This window comes from Arsenophonus endosymbiont of Aleurodicus floccissimus (assembly GCF_900343025.1).
Lineage (GTDB): Bacteria > Pseudomonadota > Gammaproteobacteria > Enterobacterales > Enterobacteriaceae > Arsenophonus.
On the sequence record NZ_OUND01000005.1, the window covers coordinates 36102 to 50534 of the forward strand.

The following is a 14433-nucleotide window of genomic DNA, read 5'->3' on the forward strand; positions in this document are numbered from 1 at the left end:
TAGCCAGCCTAGGAGCGGTTATCGACCAATTCAGGAATAAATGGGCGAATAAATTTACAGCAACTTAATAATAATTTGAGCGTTTCGATACCTGTTTTTACGTAATCCATCCATAGCCGTTTGCCACTTTCACCGGCATGCATTTTGTGGCATTAACATCTAAAGCGGCAAATAGCGGGTAGAACGGGTTGGTGGAAGCGTGCATCATAAAGGCGTTATTTAAGCGTTTATGATTAACATAACGTTGTTGCCCTTTGATATGACTGTCTTTTTTATGGATTTGAGAAGTTTGTGAACCGATTGGGTGACCAAAATACCAGGATCATTTTCATTGAGTTCCAACAGTAATGGTGAACAGTCCTTCATCATTGGAATGAATTGTTCATAACCAACCCAGGCAGAATCAAATAAAATATAGTCACAAAGATGGCCGATTTTATCGACAATTTGGCGTGCATTGTAAATTGTTCCGTCATAAGTTCCAAGTTGGATTACAACCAGGCGAAATGGACGTTTTTGCGCGGCATGCTCAGGTGAAGTTTTTTTGATTAGATCAAGCAAATAATCTTCATTAAAGCAGTGAGCATCGATGCCACCGATAAAGCCAAATGGATTGCGAGCGGTTTCTGAATAGATTGGTGTTGCCCCTGCCTAGATCAGCGCACCATGGTGATTAGATTTATGGTTGTTGCGATCAAATAACACTAAATCCCCAGGTGCTAAAAGGGCATTTAATTACCACTTTGTTGGCAGAAGAGGTGACATTTAAAACAAAGTAGGTTTTACCGGCATTAAACACTTTTGCAGCATACTGTTGGGCAGTACAGGGTACACCTTCATGGATCAATAGATCACCCATCGAAACGTCAGCATTACAGAGATCAGTACGAAATAAATTTTCGCCAAAATAGTTGACGAATAAATTACCTAATGGATGACGCCGAAAGAATGCTCCTCCTTGATGGCCAGGGCAATCGAAAGCGGTATAGCCTTGTTCGACATATTTTTTTAGTTTACCAAAGAAAGGTGAAAGCAAACTTTACTCATATTTTTGTGCCGCGGTTTCTAATTGCTTAGCATATAACTGGCTATTGTTTTTGTTAAGATCAATAACACCAGCTAGACAAGAAAGGGTATCAGCTGGAATAACTTGATTGTGATGAATTAGCGCAAAGATAGGCTGACCAAAACTATTTTGTTTAATGGTATCGAGTCCGCCTTGTTGAATATCTTCTAGCGAGATGATAATCGCAGCAACATCAGTAAAGTCAGTATCAAAGATATTAACAAAGTTACGCTGGTTATCAATATAGTCACTGATATTAAAACTAGTGGCTAGTTTATATTGTTCCATTTTAATTTCCTATAAATTCAGACAATAGAATTGTCACCAAAATGGATGAACATCTATTTTGGTGTATTTTTTATTTACAATTGCTTTAAGCTAAATTTAATTTAGCTTAAAGCAATAAGTCATTTTGTTAGATTAATTAATCTAAATGCGCTTACTGACAAGTATGAATAGTTAATGCAATAGATATGATTTGTTTAAATCAATAGCATGACTCTTTTGGGGGAATGACGATCCATACAGTAAGAACAGCAGCATGGATGTCGAAAAGGATCACCTGTGGGTGCAGAAACGTTCAAAACTGAAACATGAGCGATGGCAAAACATCATTAGATGGGTTGTTCGTCTTATATGCGGCCAAAGCCGGTTGTTATTTTCCATTTTTGCACTTTCTAAAACGCAGTTTATTATGTGATGTATTTTTATCAATATAAATTAATAAAATAATGATGTTAATCAAAATTAGTATAAAAAATTTTTTATTTATTGGCTGTTGCTTTATTTTATCTGTATCTATCAATCATTTTGGTTAAAATTTTATTATTAATAATCAATATGACAGTTTGTGATGCCTATTTATGTGCATCGCAAAGCTAATTGTACAATTTAGTTTTTTCAATGTTAAAATAACTTTTTTATTCAATTAATATTACAATATAGATCCTATCTTTTATGAGCAATGAACAACGTGTCCCAACAATCGGATTTTTATCATTAGGCTGCCCGAAAAATTTGGTCGATTCTGAAAGCATTTTGACTGAATTGTGCACGGATGGTTATCAAATTGTAGCTAGTTATCATGATGCTAATCTGGTTATTGTTAATACCTGTGGTTTTATCGATAGCGTAGTACAAGAATCATTGGAAGCTATTGGTGAAGCATCAAATGAAAATGGTAAAGTGATCGTAACCGGTTGTCTGGGAGCCAAAGAAGATCAAATTCGTGAAGTACATCCGAAAGTATTAGCCATCACCGGTCCGCATAGTTATGAACAGGTGTTAGCCCATGTTCATCATTATGTTCCGAAACCTCAGCATAACCCTTTTTTTAGTCTAGTGCCGCAGCAAGGGATCAAGTTAACTCCTAAACATTATGCTTATTTGAAAATTTCTGAAGGCTGCAATCATCGATGTACATTTTGTATTATTCCATCGATGCGTGGTGATTTGGATAGTCAGCCTATTGGTGAGGTTTTGAGTGAAGTCAAACGCTTAGTTGCCGCAGGTGTGAAAGAGTTACTTATTATTTCACAGGATACTTCAGCTTATGGCGTTGATACTAAGCATCGGGTAGGTTTTTGGGATGGCCAGCCAGTTAAAACTAGCATGGTCAGCTTATGTGAACAGCTTGCGGCTTTAGGAATTTGGATCCGGTTGCATTATGTTTATCCTTATCCTCATGTTGATGAAGTGATCCTATTAATGGCGCAAGGTAAAATTTCACCTTACTTAGATATTCCCCTTCAGCATGCTAGTCGACAGTTTTAAAACGAATGAAACTGCTTGGGGCAGTAGAGAAAACGCTAGAGCGTATTCGTCGCTGGCGTGAAATTTGTCCCGCATTAACCTTGCGTTCAACTTTTATTGTTGGCTTCCTGGGGGAGACTGAAGCGGATTTCGAGTTATTACTTGATTTTCTTCAGCAGGCTCTTTTAGATCGAGTTGGTTGTTTTAAATACAGTCCAGTTGATGGCGCGCAGGCCAATGCGTTACCAGATAAAGTTCCAGAAGAAGTAAAGGAGGAGCGTTACCACCGTTTTATTCAGGTTCAGCAGCAAATTTCTAAGCAGCGATTGCAGGAAAAAGTTGGATCTAAGATCTGGATAATTATCGATGAACTGGATGACTAGGGAGCCGTCGGCCTTAGTATGGCGGATGCGCCTGAAATTGATGGTGTGGTTTATCTCAATGGTGAATTTGATGTTAATCCTGGCGATATCGTTCAGGTGCTAGTTGAGCATGCTGATGAATATGATCTATGGGCGACCAGGCATATCATTAATTTAAATCAAGTCTATAAGGTATAATAGGTTTTTCATTTTTACCTACTATTATACCTACTAACAAGATTACCGTCTTTTTTGAATTTTGTCCAATTTTAAATTCTTGTGTTAAAATTAATCTGTTCATTTATTTAGTTAATTATGCTAAGCAATGAACATTTTTATTTTTGAGCCTGCATCTTTTATCGAAGATTATTTTATTGTATTTAAGGACAATAAATCATGATTATTCGTTTGTCTAAAGCGTTGGCTGTATGTGCGGTGGCGTTATTATGCCTCTTTAGTGGTATAGGCAACATTACCGATTATGACACCAATTTTGCCTTAATTCGTCATGTTCTTTTGATGGATACTATCTTTCCTGAGGCCACAATTAAGTACTGTGAAATTGAATCTCCAACTGCTCACAATGTTAGTTATATCATTCTGATTATTCTGCAAACATTAACGGCAGTACTTTGCTGGATTGGTGGCATTAGGTTATTGGCTAATTTGAAAAATACAGCGGCTAATTTTAATAGAAAGAAAAAAATTGCAATTTCTGGCTTAACATTGGGCTTTTTGACCTGGCAAGTTGTCTACATTTCATTAGGCCGGGAGTGGTTTGGCATGTGGATGTCTGAATGGAATAGCGGGGCAGAAGCGTTTCAAGTTTATACTACTATTTTGTTGGTGATTATTTATCTTGTTCATCGCGATAGAGACCGTAATCGCGAGCGTGATGAGATGAAATAACCAGCTTTTAGTATGCCGTGAGTTGCAGGACATCTTATTGGCAAAGTTCATTAGCATTTAAAAGTTTATAAATGCTAATGAACCGCTAAGTTATCGTTAGTTAAAATATATGTTATTTTATTTTTTGAACTGAATAATATCGGTTGTTACTGCTATTTTACGCTAATGTTTAATTGAAAATTTTTAAAATAATTTATTAAATATATCAATAGTATCATCCAATGAGATATATAATAAAATATATTTTTATTTGAAAATTATTTTCCAACAATATTAAATAATAGGTCTTTAAATAAAATATTATTTATTGCCTGGCGCGATAGAGTTTAGTCAAAGTTTTAGCATCAAACTATCTTTATTAAAAAATTAAAATAATTTTCTATTCATTATCATAAATCGTCGCTATTATTAAAAATAATTAAATATTGAATTAAATAAGTATACAGAAATTATAACCAAAATTTTGCTAACTAAATTTATTTAAAATTTTTATGATATGGAAAATATTAATAAGTTGATGCTGACATTTAATTACTTAATTAACTTTTATTAAAATCACAATAAGTATATTATTAAAGTAATGTTTTCAGGGTATCTAAATTATAAATTATAACTTCAATGGATTTAGGTGTGAATGTTAAAATATGTGTAAAATTATGTTTTTTTTGGTTGCAATTTGATTATTTTTAGGTAATATATTACTTATGATTATTAATAAAGATAATAATGATATTGTTTTAAAACAGAATAATTATTTAGTGACCAATTTATTAAAGACGATTTTATTACCTCAGATTGGAAATTATTACTTTACCTATATTTTATACCAGCCTGGCTAGGTGTTATTTTTTGCATATCATAAATTACAACTCTAGTTTTTAATTTTATTATAAATTAACGCTTCTCGAGTATACGGCTTCGTCATTTAAATGTTTCACTATAATTTTGAAATATATCATTTATTTTTATTAGGAATAGATAAATGAAAAATACTCTTACCAGCTATTTTATTGGTATATCACTAATTTTATTCAGTAGTATTGCTTTTTCTGCGACAGATGGAACTGTGACGTTTAGTGGGGCAATTATCGACACGCCTTGTAACGTAACTTTATTTCCTGGATCATCCAGTTCTTCTCTAGCTATCGATATGGGTGTTTATATGAAAGAGTAAGGTACCGAGTACTTCAGGTCAAAAAGTTACCGGCAGTGAGAGGCCATTAGCATTTAGGTTAAAAGATTGTCCTCAGTATGATGGTTATAATATCGTGCCTAAAATAACATTTAAAGCGCATAATGATGACCATAACCCTAAGTTGATAAAGTTAGATGGCTCCGGCGCGGAAGGAGTGGGTATTGGTCTTTATGATGATTCAGGTAATTTATTAGATATCCGTGATATATATCAACACAATATAGCGACGCCTAAGAGAGGGGAGTTATTTATCATCCCGTTTAAAGTGGCATATGTATCTAATGGTGAGACAGCTAAACCTGGTAAAACAAATGCTTCAATAAGTTTTGAGATTGCTTATAAATAAAAATTGATAATTAAATTTATAGATACTTTTTCTGGTCATAGAAAGGACTCTTTATATTTATGACTAATATTCGAGTAATAATAATGAAAAACAGAAAAATAAAGCTTTCTACGCTTTATATACTATTATTTTTTGTATTTAAAACTTATGTAAATGTAACAATTAGTGGAACACGAGTTATTTATGATGGGAATAAAAGGGAAGCTTCAATTCTGATAACTAATCATGATGAGAATAGGCCTTATTTAATTTAGTTTTTTATTAGTATTAATAGCAATGGGAAAAAAGTGCCATTTATTGTTACTCCACCCTTATTTCGTTTAGACGCAGGCAGAGAAAATATTTTGCGAATTATACGAACGGGTGGTGACTTACCTTTGGATAGAGAATCTGTTTTTTACCTCAATGTTAAAGCGATCCCTTCTGCACAGGATAATTTGTAAAATGTTTTATTTATTACAGTAAAAACTCGAATAAAATTATTTTATCAGCCAAAGGAAATTCAAGGTGATGCGGATGAGAGTTATAAATTATTAGTCTTTCGTCGTCTTGGTAAACAGTTAGCAGTTAAAAATCCCAGTAATTATTACGTGACTATTAATTAGCTTAAAGTTGGTAGTCAAATAGTTAATTTAAAAGATCGGATATGATTGCTCCACAAGAAGTCACTTATTTTAATATATTGGATAACTCATCAAATTTAATTAGTTGGAATAGCATCAATAGTTATGGTGGTATTAGTACAGAGATGAAAAAAATCTACCTTAGATGAAATGGAAGGTCTTTAACGCGATTTTTTTTAATAAAAAACTAGAAGAAAAAAAGTGATGTTAATTTATATTTTTTATCGTGACGTTATGTTCCTTGATATTTTTACCCGAAATTATTGCTCAAGATTATTTCCCATTATTAGCACTAGAAATAAGTAATTCTGAACAGGCCGTTATTGACTTGAGTTCGTTTTCTATACCTGATGGACAGTTGCCAGGAACATATAGAGTCACTGTTTTTCTTAATGGGACAGAAAAAGAGAATAGATATATTAACTTTGTTCAGAAAAATGGAAAATTATTTGCTGCATGAACTGTTGATGATCTAAAACGATTGGGAGTTAAAACAGCTGCTTTTCCTGAATTGTTGAAGCTGCCTGCCAAACAGATTTTGTATAATATTGAGGATTACATTCCCTACGCCACAATATTATTCGATTTTCATCAACAACGCCTTGAAATTAATATTCCGCAAGCAGTTATGGATAATATAGCCAGAGATACTGTTCCAACCGATTTATGGCAACAAGGGGAGTTTGCTTTTTTAATTAGTTATGATTTTAGTGGTTCACATAATCATAATCATAATGCCAGTAGTCAAAATTATTATTTAAATTTACATAATAGCATTAATATTGGCGCCTGGCGCTTTCGAAATCAATTAGTTTATAACTATGATTCACAACGAGGCAAGAATAATTTATCGTCTGTTAATAGTTATATTCAACGAGATATTCATAAATTAAAAAGCCAAATAGTTTTAGGTGAAACATTTACCAATAATGATGTTTTTGACAGTATAAAATTTATTGTTGCATCGATTATCTCAGATGATTTAATGTTACCAATTATTCAACGTGATTTTGCGCCGGTTATTAGAGGAATAGCGCAAACAAACGCATGCGTTACGGTTCGACAAAACAATTATATCATTTATGAAAATTATGTTCCGCCAGGTCCCTTCGTGATCACCGATCTTTATGCAATATATGGTTCTGGTAATTTGCATGTTACAGTCACTGAAGATAATGGCAAACAAACAAAATTCATCCAGCCATTTTCATCAGTGCCAATAATGCAACGAGAAGGAAAATTAAAGTATCAGTTTACCTTAGGACGCTATGCTAATTCAAAATCAAATTTTTATAAACCCTATTTTAGCGAATTAGCATCAATATATGGGGTTTTTAATCGATTAAGTTTGTTATCTGGTATCCAGGCTGTGGAAAATTATTTATCTCTTTCTCTTGGTTTGGGGTTAGGTTTAGATGATTTTGGTGCCTTTTTTTTAATGTAGTATTTGCTGATGCGAATTTGCCTAATAATAAACATAAAAAAGGACAGTCTTATAAAATTCAATATGAAAAAAGTATTGATGAAATAGGAACATCCTTTAATTTTTCGGAAAATATTTATACTAGCTCTGAATATTATTCTTTTCCTGAAGTAAATAGATCTTTAAGAAAACAGGATGTTGAAAATGGACAAAATAAACTTAGCCAATTTCAGTTTACGCTTAATCAAAATATGGAAGATTTTGGTAATTTTTATTTTTCTGCTTATTGTCAGAGTTATCGTCTAAAAAAAGGCACTACGCAGTCATTTTATACCGGATATGATATTAATATTGCTGATATTACCTTTGGGTTAAATTTATTTTTTAATAATAATGATGAATCTACTGAAAATAAGGATAAACAAATGGCATTTAATGTTTCTGTTCCATTTAGTAAATGGTTACCTAGCGGCTGGGTCACTTATAATATTAATAATAATACAATAAATGGGCAACAATTAGCCATTAATGGCAGTTTATCTGATAACGATGATTTATTATATAATGTTCGGGTTGATAACAATTATACTAGTTTAAAAGAATTAGGTGGCGGTATTTCTTTAAATTATACCAATAGTTTGGCTCGTATGAATATAGGATATAATTATAATAATAACGATCGTTCATTTAGTTATTGGCTTTCAGGTGGTGTTATTGTTCATCGAAATGGTATTATTTTTTCTTAACCATTAGGGGAGAAGGTTATATTAGTTAAAGCCGATGGTGTGGTAGAAACTAAAATATTAAATCATCGTGGTGTTAAAACAGATGGACGTGGCTATGCGGTGATCCCCTATAGCGTATTGATAATCCGGTGCAAAAAGTGGTACCAACTCGAGGAGCGGTAGAAAAGGTTAATTTTCATGTGGGTCGAGGTAATCGTATATTGGTCAAATTATCCCAAAATAATAAGTCCGCCCCTTTTGGTGCTATCGCCACATTAATTGATGGTGATAGTCATGGTATTGTTAGTGATGATGGTGAATTATATTTAAATGCAGTACCTGATTTAGCCAAAATAAAAGTTCAATGGGGAAAGGATGAGAAATAGCAGTGTTATGTCAAAGTAGATCTTTCTAAATTACCAAGAGAATTAGATATATTAGAAATGAATGCCAATTGTTACACGCTTAGTCATTTTTCAGCATAAAATATAATAGGGATTATATGATATTTAATTTTAATATAGCTTCATTGATAATTTTTATATTAATAATTAATTATAGCCAATTCACTATTGTAGCTGCATGTTTGGTTGATAAAGAAATAGAAAATACTACATTTAATGAAATATTTATTGACGTTAATAAAAAAACACTCCCCTATGATATAGAAGAAAGGGGTAGCCAGATTAGCGTAAATTGTAAGGGTAAACATAATCAATATATCTATGTTAGATCTATTGATGGTAGTGGCTATGTTAGTGGAAATATTTATAATACTAATCTTAAAGGAGTGAAATTTATTTTTAGTTTGGAACGAAACCGAAACGGCTTTTTAAGAAGAGTATATACTGATAAACATAGAAGGATCGGTAATAAATGCGTATTTATTGATCATTTTAGTCTTCGTATTTATCCTGGTTTTCAATCGGGGAGAATAAATCCAATAAAAATAACACTGTCAAGTCGTGATGAAACCAAACAAGATACTAATGAAATATTATTTATTTATAATATTGCGGTCATAAAAATTAAAGAGCATGCGTGCATAGTAGAAACACCAAAATTAAATGTTAAGACGGCAACAGTATTTAAAAAAGATTTTAGAGGTAAAAGCAGCACGACCGGAGAGCGAACTTTTAATATTGAGGTAAACTGTAAAGATATTAATCAAGCCTATATTACCTGGCAAGGATGAAATTCAAATGGTGTTATACCGGCTGATACAAATTCGACAGCAACAGGGGTAGAGATTCAGATTTTTGCTAATAATACACCTATATACTTCAATAAAAAATTAAACATAAATTTTTCAAAGCAATTAACTTATAGTGCAAAATTTTATCAAACTGGTAATAGTGCTTCTGCCGGAACGGTTAATGCAACAGCAACATTTACGATTGATTTAAAGATATTAAGATATCGATAAGATAGGGTGATTATTTAATTTGTTTGCGTTTTATATATTTATTTCTACAATAAATTAGAATATTAATTTCATTAAACAGTAATATTTTATTTTTACTAGCATTAATAATTTTTATCATTAATAATATTTTTAATCTGTTGACAATAAATTACATATTAATAGTTAACAATTGTGTTGTTAGCTTTGTCACAAAAAAATAGCTCTTTTTTTATTTATAACCACTCATTGGATTTATTTAACCGTTTAATATTTTATTTGACCGTTTACTTAGAATAAAATCAACCACTACCTCTTCCGATTTATTATATTGAGTATGACAAAGGAGATTTTTAACTGTCATGAATTAAAAAATAAATGCTAAAAAGAATAAATAAAAATTATTCTCATTTGACATATTTATTTCACCTAGGAAGAGCTTCTTAAATGAATAAGAATAATATATTAAGACATATCCCTTGGCTCATATTAGGGATCATTGGTGCTATTTGTTTAGGTGTCGTTGCCCTTAGATGTGGAGAACATATTAGTGCTTTATGGATCATTGTTGCTTCCCTTGCCGTTTATTTAATTTCATATCGTCATTACAGTTTGTATATTGCCAAAAAAGTATTACAGCTTGACCCAACTCGCTCAACACCCGCAGTTCTTAATAATGATGGATTAAATTATGTGCCAACCAATCGCAATGTTTTATTTTGCCATCATTTTGCCGCCATTGCCGGCGCTGGCCCATTAGTAGAGTAGGGCCCGTATTGGCGGGCACAGGTTGGCTATTTGCCGGTACACTTTGGCTGTTAGCAGGGGTAGTGCTTGCCGGTGCTGTACAGGATTTTATGGTGCTATTTATTTCATCGCGTCGCAATGCGATTTCTTTGGGTGAAATTGTAAAAAAAGAGATGGGCGTGGTGCCAGGTTCAATTGCATTATTCGGCTGCTTTTTGATTATGATTAGCATATTAGCAGTATTGGCATTAATTGTAGTAAAAGCATTGGCCGAAAGTTCATGGGGAGTGTTTACCGTTTGTTCAACAGTACCGATTGCGCTTTTTATGGGTATTTACATGCACTATATTCGGCTCGGTTATGTTGCAGAAGTTTCGATTATCGGTGTTATTCTGCTAATTGCGGCTATTTGGTTTGGTGGTGTGATTGCTCATGATCCTTATTGGGGACCAGCGTTAACCTTTAAAGATACCACCATTACTTATGTCTTAATTGGTTATGCTTTTATTTCAGCGTTATTGCCAGTGTGGTTGATTTTAGCACCACGAGATTATTTGGCGACCTTTTTGAAAATAGGTGTCATTGTTGGTTTAGCAATCGGTATTATTATTCTCAATCCAGATTTAAAAATGCCAGCGGTAACCCAATTTGTTGATGGAACGGGGCCGGTTTGGAAAAGGACATTATTTCCTTTTTATTTATTACTATTGCTTACCGTGCCGTGTCTGGTTTTCATGCTTTAATTGCTTCGGGAACAACGCCTAAATTATTAGCCAATGAAACCGATGCCCGTTACATCGGTTATGGCGCTATGTTGATGGAATCATTTGTGGCTATCATGGCACTAGTTGCTGCCTCTATCATTGAACCTGGCCTCTATTTTGCCATGAATACTCCACCGGCAGTGTTAGGTTTTACTATGCTATGCCTAATTTGCCTGAATTAAGCGGCTCCGATGCAGCTATGATTATGGCGGAATTGAAAGCAGTTACAGTACATGCTGCAGCAACAGTCAGCTCTTGGAGATTTATTATTTCGCCAGCGGAAATCTTACAAACGGCTAAAGATATCGGTGAACCTTCTATTTTGAATCGTGCCGGTGGTGCGCCTACACTTGCGGTAGGTATTTCTTATGTGTTCCAGCAGATTATTCCTGCCACTGATATGGGATTTTTGTATCACTTTGGTATTCTTTTTGAAGCTTTATTTATTTTGACTGCTTTGGATACTGGCACACGTTCTGGTCGATTCATGTTACAAGATCTTTTGGCTAATTTTATTCCTGTATTGAAAAAAATAAATTTATTAATTGCTGGCTTTATTGCTACTGCTGCTTGTGTTGGTTTATGGGGCTACCTACTTTATCAAGGGGTTGTTGACCCGTTAGGCGGGGTTAAAAGTTTATGGCCATTATTTGGTATCTCTAATCAAATGTTGGCGGCCGTTGCGTTAGTATTAAGTAGCGTTATTTTGATTAAAATGAAGCGCACTAAGTATATTTGGGTAACGCTTGTCCCAGCAATATGGTTATTAATATGTACGACATGGGCGTTAGGTTTGAAGTTATTTAGCTCTGATCCTCAGCTGGAAGGGTTTATCTATTTGGCTCATTCATATCAAGACAAAATAGCAACGGCAACTGCGGTAACAACGGCTCAAAAACTGTCTGATATGCATCATATTGTGATCAATAACTACACCAATGCAGGATTAAATATTTTATTCTTATTAGTGGTGTATAGCATTATATTCTATGGACTTAAAATAGCGATAAAAGCCTGGAGAACAGATAAACGTTCAGATATTGAAACACCATATGTTGCTGTAGCTGAAAGTGATATTAAAATTTCCTACTCACATTAATTAATATTAAATCCATTGTTCCCCACAAAGTAGGTTATAAGCTTAGGTGGGGTATTTTTGAGATAATAAATATGTTTAATAATCTTGGACAAGCAGGTAAATATTTGGGTCAGGCGGCACTTATGCTAATCGGTATTCCTGACTATGATAATTATGTTCAGCATATGCGTAATACTCATCCTGAGCAATTTATCATGAATTATGAAGAATTTTTTCGGCAACGTCAGGCAGCACGCTATGCTAGTAGTGATAACGGCGGTTTTCGCTGTTGCTAGTCATTATTCAAAGGATGTGATAACTGAGGCTTAGCATGACATCAATACCAGTAATAATATTGACCGGCTTTCTGGGAGCAGGCAAAACAACATTGCTTCGTCATATTCTCAATGCAGAACATGGCTATAAAATTGCAGTTATTGAAAATGAATTTGGAGCAGAGTCGATTGGGATCGTGAATGGCAAGATGGCGAGGCGTGTCAAGGGGTAATGGTTTTTATTGGTTTACATTTACCTGAAGAGGAAATTCGGCAACAATTTGCATTATTAACCGAACGCGTTAACTGATCAGTTATTTTGGGCTACCTTCGTTACTTAAAGACAACAAAGGTAACAATAATATTAGATATCGAGCCGCTTGGTTTGCCAACTCTTAGAGCGCCAACGCCAGGCATTAGCTAAACCTCGTAGCCATTCATCACATAGAAATCCAAGCCATATTCCTAATAATCCCATTTCCATTTTTAAACCTAAAAAATAGCTGATTGGCAGCGCAATACCCCACATAGAAATAAGTGCGGTGCAAAAGGGAAAGTGGGCATCGCCAGCAGCACGTAAGGCATTCACCATGACAATATTTAGTGTTCTACCAGGCTCGAGAAAAACAGAGAGTAAGAACAGCGGAAGTAATAATTTTATAATATTGTGATCTTCAGTAATTGCATCCAATAGAGGTATACGAAATAACCAGAAGCAAAATACAATAGCAATGGTAATAAAAAATCCCCATTTTAAGCTTTTCAAACCTCGTTGGTATGCATCTTCAAAACGCTTGGCGCCGACTAAATGACCCACCATGATTTCATTACCAATACTAAGAGAAATACCAAATAACATAATAAATAGTGAAAGTTGGAAATAGAGGGTTTGAGCAGCAAGAGAAGTTTCTCCCATTAAACCGATTAAAGCAGAAGCAACCATATAGTGTAAAATCCAGACTAAATTTTCGCCTGCAGAAGGAAGTCCGATATGTAATATTTCATTCAAGGTATTTTTTGACCAGTGTAACAGTAAAGAGGGTACAAATTTGATCCTTAGTCCACCGAATAATAGGAAGAAAAGTAATATTATAGCGACTATACGACCGATTACTGTAGACCAAGCAACGCCAGTTAAGCCATATTGTGGTAAACTAAAAAAACCATATAAAACGATCATATTACCGAGGATGGTGATCAGATTGGTAATAAATGTTACCCACATTGCCGGTTGTGATTTGCCATAAACACGTAAGCAAGCCGCTAATATGATTGAAATTGCTTCTGGTATTAAACATAAACCAAGAATATGTAAGTAAGCGTAACCATAATCCAGCAAATGTGCTGGTGTATTCATGATACCAAGCATCTTATAGCCAAAGAGTAGAATTATGGCGGCATTGATAAAGCCTAATAGGAAATTAAAAGCAATTGAGATATGAATGGCATGACTAGCCTTTTCTTTTTTACCTGCCCCTAAATATTGGGCGATAACAACGCTGCATCCGACACTGATAAAGTTAAATATAGTGATAAAAAGATCAAAAACTTGGTTGCCTACTCCCATTGCGGCTAGATAAGCTGTGGAGACGTGACTAACCATGTAAGTATTGATAAGTAATGTCGCAAAGTGTAGCAGAACATCAATAAAGATGGGCCAACTTAGCGAGTAGAGTGAACACTTGGTAACATCAGATGAATGCATTATGCACCTTTTTAAATATACAATAAGGTTTTTGGCAAAATAGACCAAAAACAGTTAAATA

The 14433-nt window shown here is 33.9% G+C and carries 16 protein-coding genes and 7 pseudogenes; 17 read left to right on the forward strand and 6 right to left on the reverse strand.

Going from position 1 to position 14433, the window contains the following annotated elements; all coding sequences use genetic code 11:
* Positions 1 to 8 precede the first annotated feature (8 nt).
* From ARADI_RS21225 to speFL, 5 genes and pseudogenes are all read right to left on the reverse strand, one after another.
* Positions 9 to 143 carry a hypothetical protein gene (locus tag ARADI_RS21225; RefSeq protein WP_119712381.1) on the reverse strand — a complete coding sequence of 45 codons (135 nt, stop codon included), beginning with the start codon at positions 141 to 143 and terminating at the stop codon, positions 9 to 11.
* Positions 98 to 705: pseudogene (locus ARADI_RS21230) on the reverse strand (hypothetical protein). Before ARADI_RS21230 ends, ARADI_RS21225 begins: the two are co-directional and overlap by 46 nt.
* On the reverse strand, positions 695 to 1036 hold the full coding sequence (locus ARADI_RS21235) for a hypothetical protein (protein WP_119712384.1): 342 nt from the start codon (positions 1034 to 1036) through the stop codon (positions 695 to 697). Before ARADI_RS21235 ends, ARADI_RS21230 begins: the two are co-directional and overlap by 11 nt.
* 3 nt (positions 1037 to 1039) lie before the next feature.
* Positions 1040 to 1354: an Orn/Lys/Arg decarboxylase N-terminal domain-containing protein gene (locus ARADI_RS21240; RefSeq protein ID WP_119712385.1), complete on the reverse strand. Its 315-nt coding sequence runs from the start codon at positions 1352 to 1354 to the stop codon at positions 1040 to 1042.
* 270 nt (positions 1355 to 1624) lie between these two features.
* Positions 1625 to 1732, reverse strand: coding sequence for a leader peptide SpeFL (speFL, locus tag ARADI_RS13725; RefSeq protein WP_119712386.1), 108 nt, complete (start codon positions 1730 to 1732; stop codon positions 1625 to 1627).
* Positions 1733 to 2023: 291 nt separating this feature from the next.
* Between speFL and rimO the strand changes: the two are divergent.
* The 17 genes and pseudogenes from rimO (at position 2024) to ARADI_RS21245 (ending at position 12977) form a co-directional block, all read left to right on the forward strand.
* Positions 2024 to 3378, forward strand: a pseudogene (gene rimO / locus ARADI_RS13730) (30S ribosomal protein S12 methylthiotransferase RimO).
* Between the two features lie 198 nt (positions 3379 to 3576).
* Positions 3577 to 4089, forward strand: coding sequence for a DUF2165 family protein (locus ARADI_RS13735; RefSeq protein WP_119712387.1), 513 nt, complete (start codon positions 3577 to 3579; stop codon positions 4087 to 4089).
* A 982-nt stretch (positions 4090 to 5071) separates the two neighbouring features.
* The gene (locus tag ARADI_RS13740) at positions 5072 to 5263 is read left to right on the forward strand and encodes a fimbrial protein (RefSeq protein ID WP_119712388.1); all 192 of its coding nucleotides are present in this window, start codon (positions 5072 to 5074) and stop codon (positions 5261 to 5263) included.
* A gap of 37 nt (positions 5264 to 5300) precedes the next feature.
* Positions 5301 to 5630, forward strand: a pseudogene (locus ARADI_RS13745) (fimbrial protein); the annotation flags it as partial.
* 83 nt (positions 5631 to 5713) lie between these two features.
* Positions 5714 to 6073, forward strand: a pseudogene (locus ARADI_RS18830) (fimbrial biogenesis chaperone).
* Positions 6074 to 6611: 538 nt separating this feature from the next.
* A pseudogene (locus tag ARADI_RS20035) lies at positions 6612 to 6905 on the forward strand (FimD/PapC N-terminal domain-containing protein); the annotation flags it as partial.
* Positions 6882 to 7697, forward strand: a complete 816-nt coding sequence (locus ARADI_RS20040) for a fimbria/pilus outer membrane usher protein (RefSeq protein WP_255420749.1) — start codon at positions 6882 to 6884, stop codon at positions 7695 to 7697. The pseudogene ARADI_RS20035 and the gene ARADI_RS20040, both read left to right, overlap by 24 nt.
* A 17-nt stretch (positions 7698 to 7714) precedes the next feature.
* Positions 7715 to 8422, forward strand: a complete 708-nt coding sequence (locus tag ARADI_RS20045) for a fimbria/pilus outer membrane usher protein (RefSeq protein ID WP_255420732.1) — start codon at positions 7715 to 7717, stop codon at positions 8420 to 8422.
* Positions 8423 to 8461: 39 nt separating this feature from the next.
* Positions 8462 to 8584: a hypothetical protein gene (locus ARADI_RS20050; RefSeq protein ID WP_255420734.1), complete on the forward strand. Its 123-nt coding sequence runs from the start codon at positions 8462 to 8464 to the stop codon at positions 8582 to 8584.
* A complete protein-coding gene (locus ARADI_RS18835; RefSeq protein ID WP_238149487.1) occupies positions 8560 to 8787 on the forward strand; it encodes a FimD/PapC C-terminal domain-containing protein in 228 nt (75 codons plus the stop codon). Before ARADI_RS20050 ends, ARADI_RS18835 begins: the two co-directional genes overlap by 25 nt.
* Positions 8788 to 8987: 200 nt before the next feature.
* A complete protein-coding gene (locus ARADI_RS13765; protein WP_147392415.1) occupies positions 8988 to 9596 on the forward strand; it encodes a hypothetical protein in 609 nt (202 codons plus the stop codon).
* Between the two features lie 654 nt (positions 9597 to 10250).
* Positions 10251 to 10571, forward strand: coding sequence for a carbon starvation CstA family protein (locus ARADI_RS20055; RefSeq protein ID WP_255420736.1), 321 nt, complete (start codon positions 10251 to 10253; stop codon positions 10569 to 10571).
* An 8-nt stretch (positions 10572 to 10579) separates the two neighbouring features.
* Positions 10580 to 11496 (forward strand): annotated as a pseudogene (locus ARADI_RS18840) (carbon starvation CstA family protein).
* On the forward strand, positions 11484 to 12413 hold the full coding sequence (locus ARADI_RS18845) for a carbon starvation CstA family protein (protein ID WP_238149488.1): 930 nt from the start codon (positions 11484 to 11486) through the stop codon (positions 12411 to 12413). Before ARADI_RS18840 ends, ARADI_RS18845 begins: the two are co-directional and overlap by 13 nt.
* 71 nt (positions 12414 to 12484) lie before the next feature.
* On the forward strand, positions 12485 to 12688 hold the full coding sequence (locus ARADI_RS13775) for a YbdD/YjiX family protein (protein ID WP_119712393.1): 204 nt from the start codon (positions 12485 to 12487) through the stop codon (positions 12686 to 12688).
* Positions 12689 to 12723: 35 nt separating this feature from the next.
* Positions 12724 to 12858: pseudogene (locus ARADI_RS13780) on the forward strand (GTP-binding protein); the annotation flags it as partial.
* Between the two features lie 41 nt (positions 12859 to 12899).
* Positions 12900 to 12977, forward strand: a complete 78-nt coding sequence (locus tag ARADI_RS21245; protein ID WP_369407052.1) for a hypothetical protein — start codon at positions 12900 to 12902, stop codon at positions 12975 to 12977.
* A 54-nt stretch (positions 12978 to 13031) separates the two neighbouring features.
* On the opposite strand, the gene ARADI_RS13785 is transcribed toward ARADI_RS21245, so the two are convergent.
* A complete protein-coding gene (locus ARADI_RS13785) occupies positions 13032 to 14372 on the reverse strand; it encodes an MATE family efflux transporter (protein WP_119712394.1) in 1341 nt (446 codons plus the stop codon).
* Positions 14373 to 14433 lie beyond the last annotated feature (61 nt).

Bases quoted from the DNA above. Each gene is read 5' to 3' on its own strand.
- ARADI_RS21225 (WP_119712381.1), bottom strand. From the start codon at position 143: ATGCATGCCGGTGAAAGTGGCAAACGGCTATGGATGGATTACGTAAAA.
- ARADI_RS21240 (WP_119712385.1), bottom strand. From the start codon at position 1,354: ATGGAACAATATAAACTAGCCACTAGTTTTAATATCAGTGACTATATT.
- speFL (WP_119712386.1), bottom strand. From the start codon at position 1,732: ATGGAAAATAACAACCGGCTTTGGCCGCATATAAGACGAACAACCCAT.
- ARADI_RS13735 (WP_119712387.1), top strand. From the start codon at position 3,577: ATGATTATTCGTTTGTCTAAAGCGTTGGCTGTATGTGCGGTGGCGTTA.
- ARADI_RS13740 (WP_119712388.1), top strand. From the start codon at position 5,072: ATGAAAAATACTCTTACCAGCTATTTTATTGGTATATCACTAATTTTA.
- ARADI_RS20040 (WP_255420749.1), top strand. From the start codon at position 6,882: ATGGATAATATAGCCAGAGATACTGTTCCAACCGATTTATGGCAACAA.
- ARADI_RS20055 (WP_255420736.1), top strand. From the start codon at position 10,251: ATGAATAAGAATAATATATTAAGACATATCCCTTGGCTCATATTAGGG.
- ARADI_RS13775 (WP_119712393.1), top strand. From the start codon at position 12,485: ATGTTTAATAATCTTGGACAAGCAGGTAAATATTTGGGTCAGGCGGCA.
- ARADI_RS21245 (WP_369407052.1), top strand. From the start codon at position 12,900: ATGGTTTTTATTGGTTTACATTTACCTGAAGAGGAAATTCGGCAACAA.
- ARADI_RS13785 (WP_119712394.1), bottom strand. From the start codon at position 14,372: ATGCATTCATCTGATGTTACCAAGTGTTCACTCTACTCGCTAAGTTGG.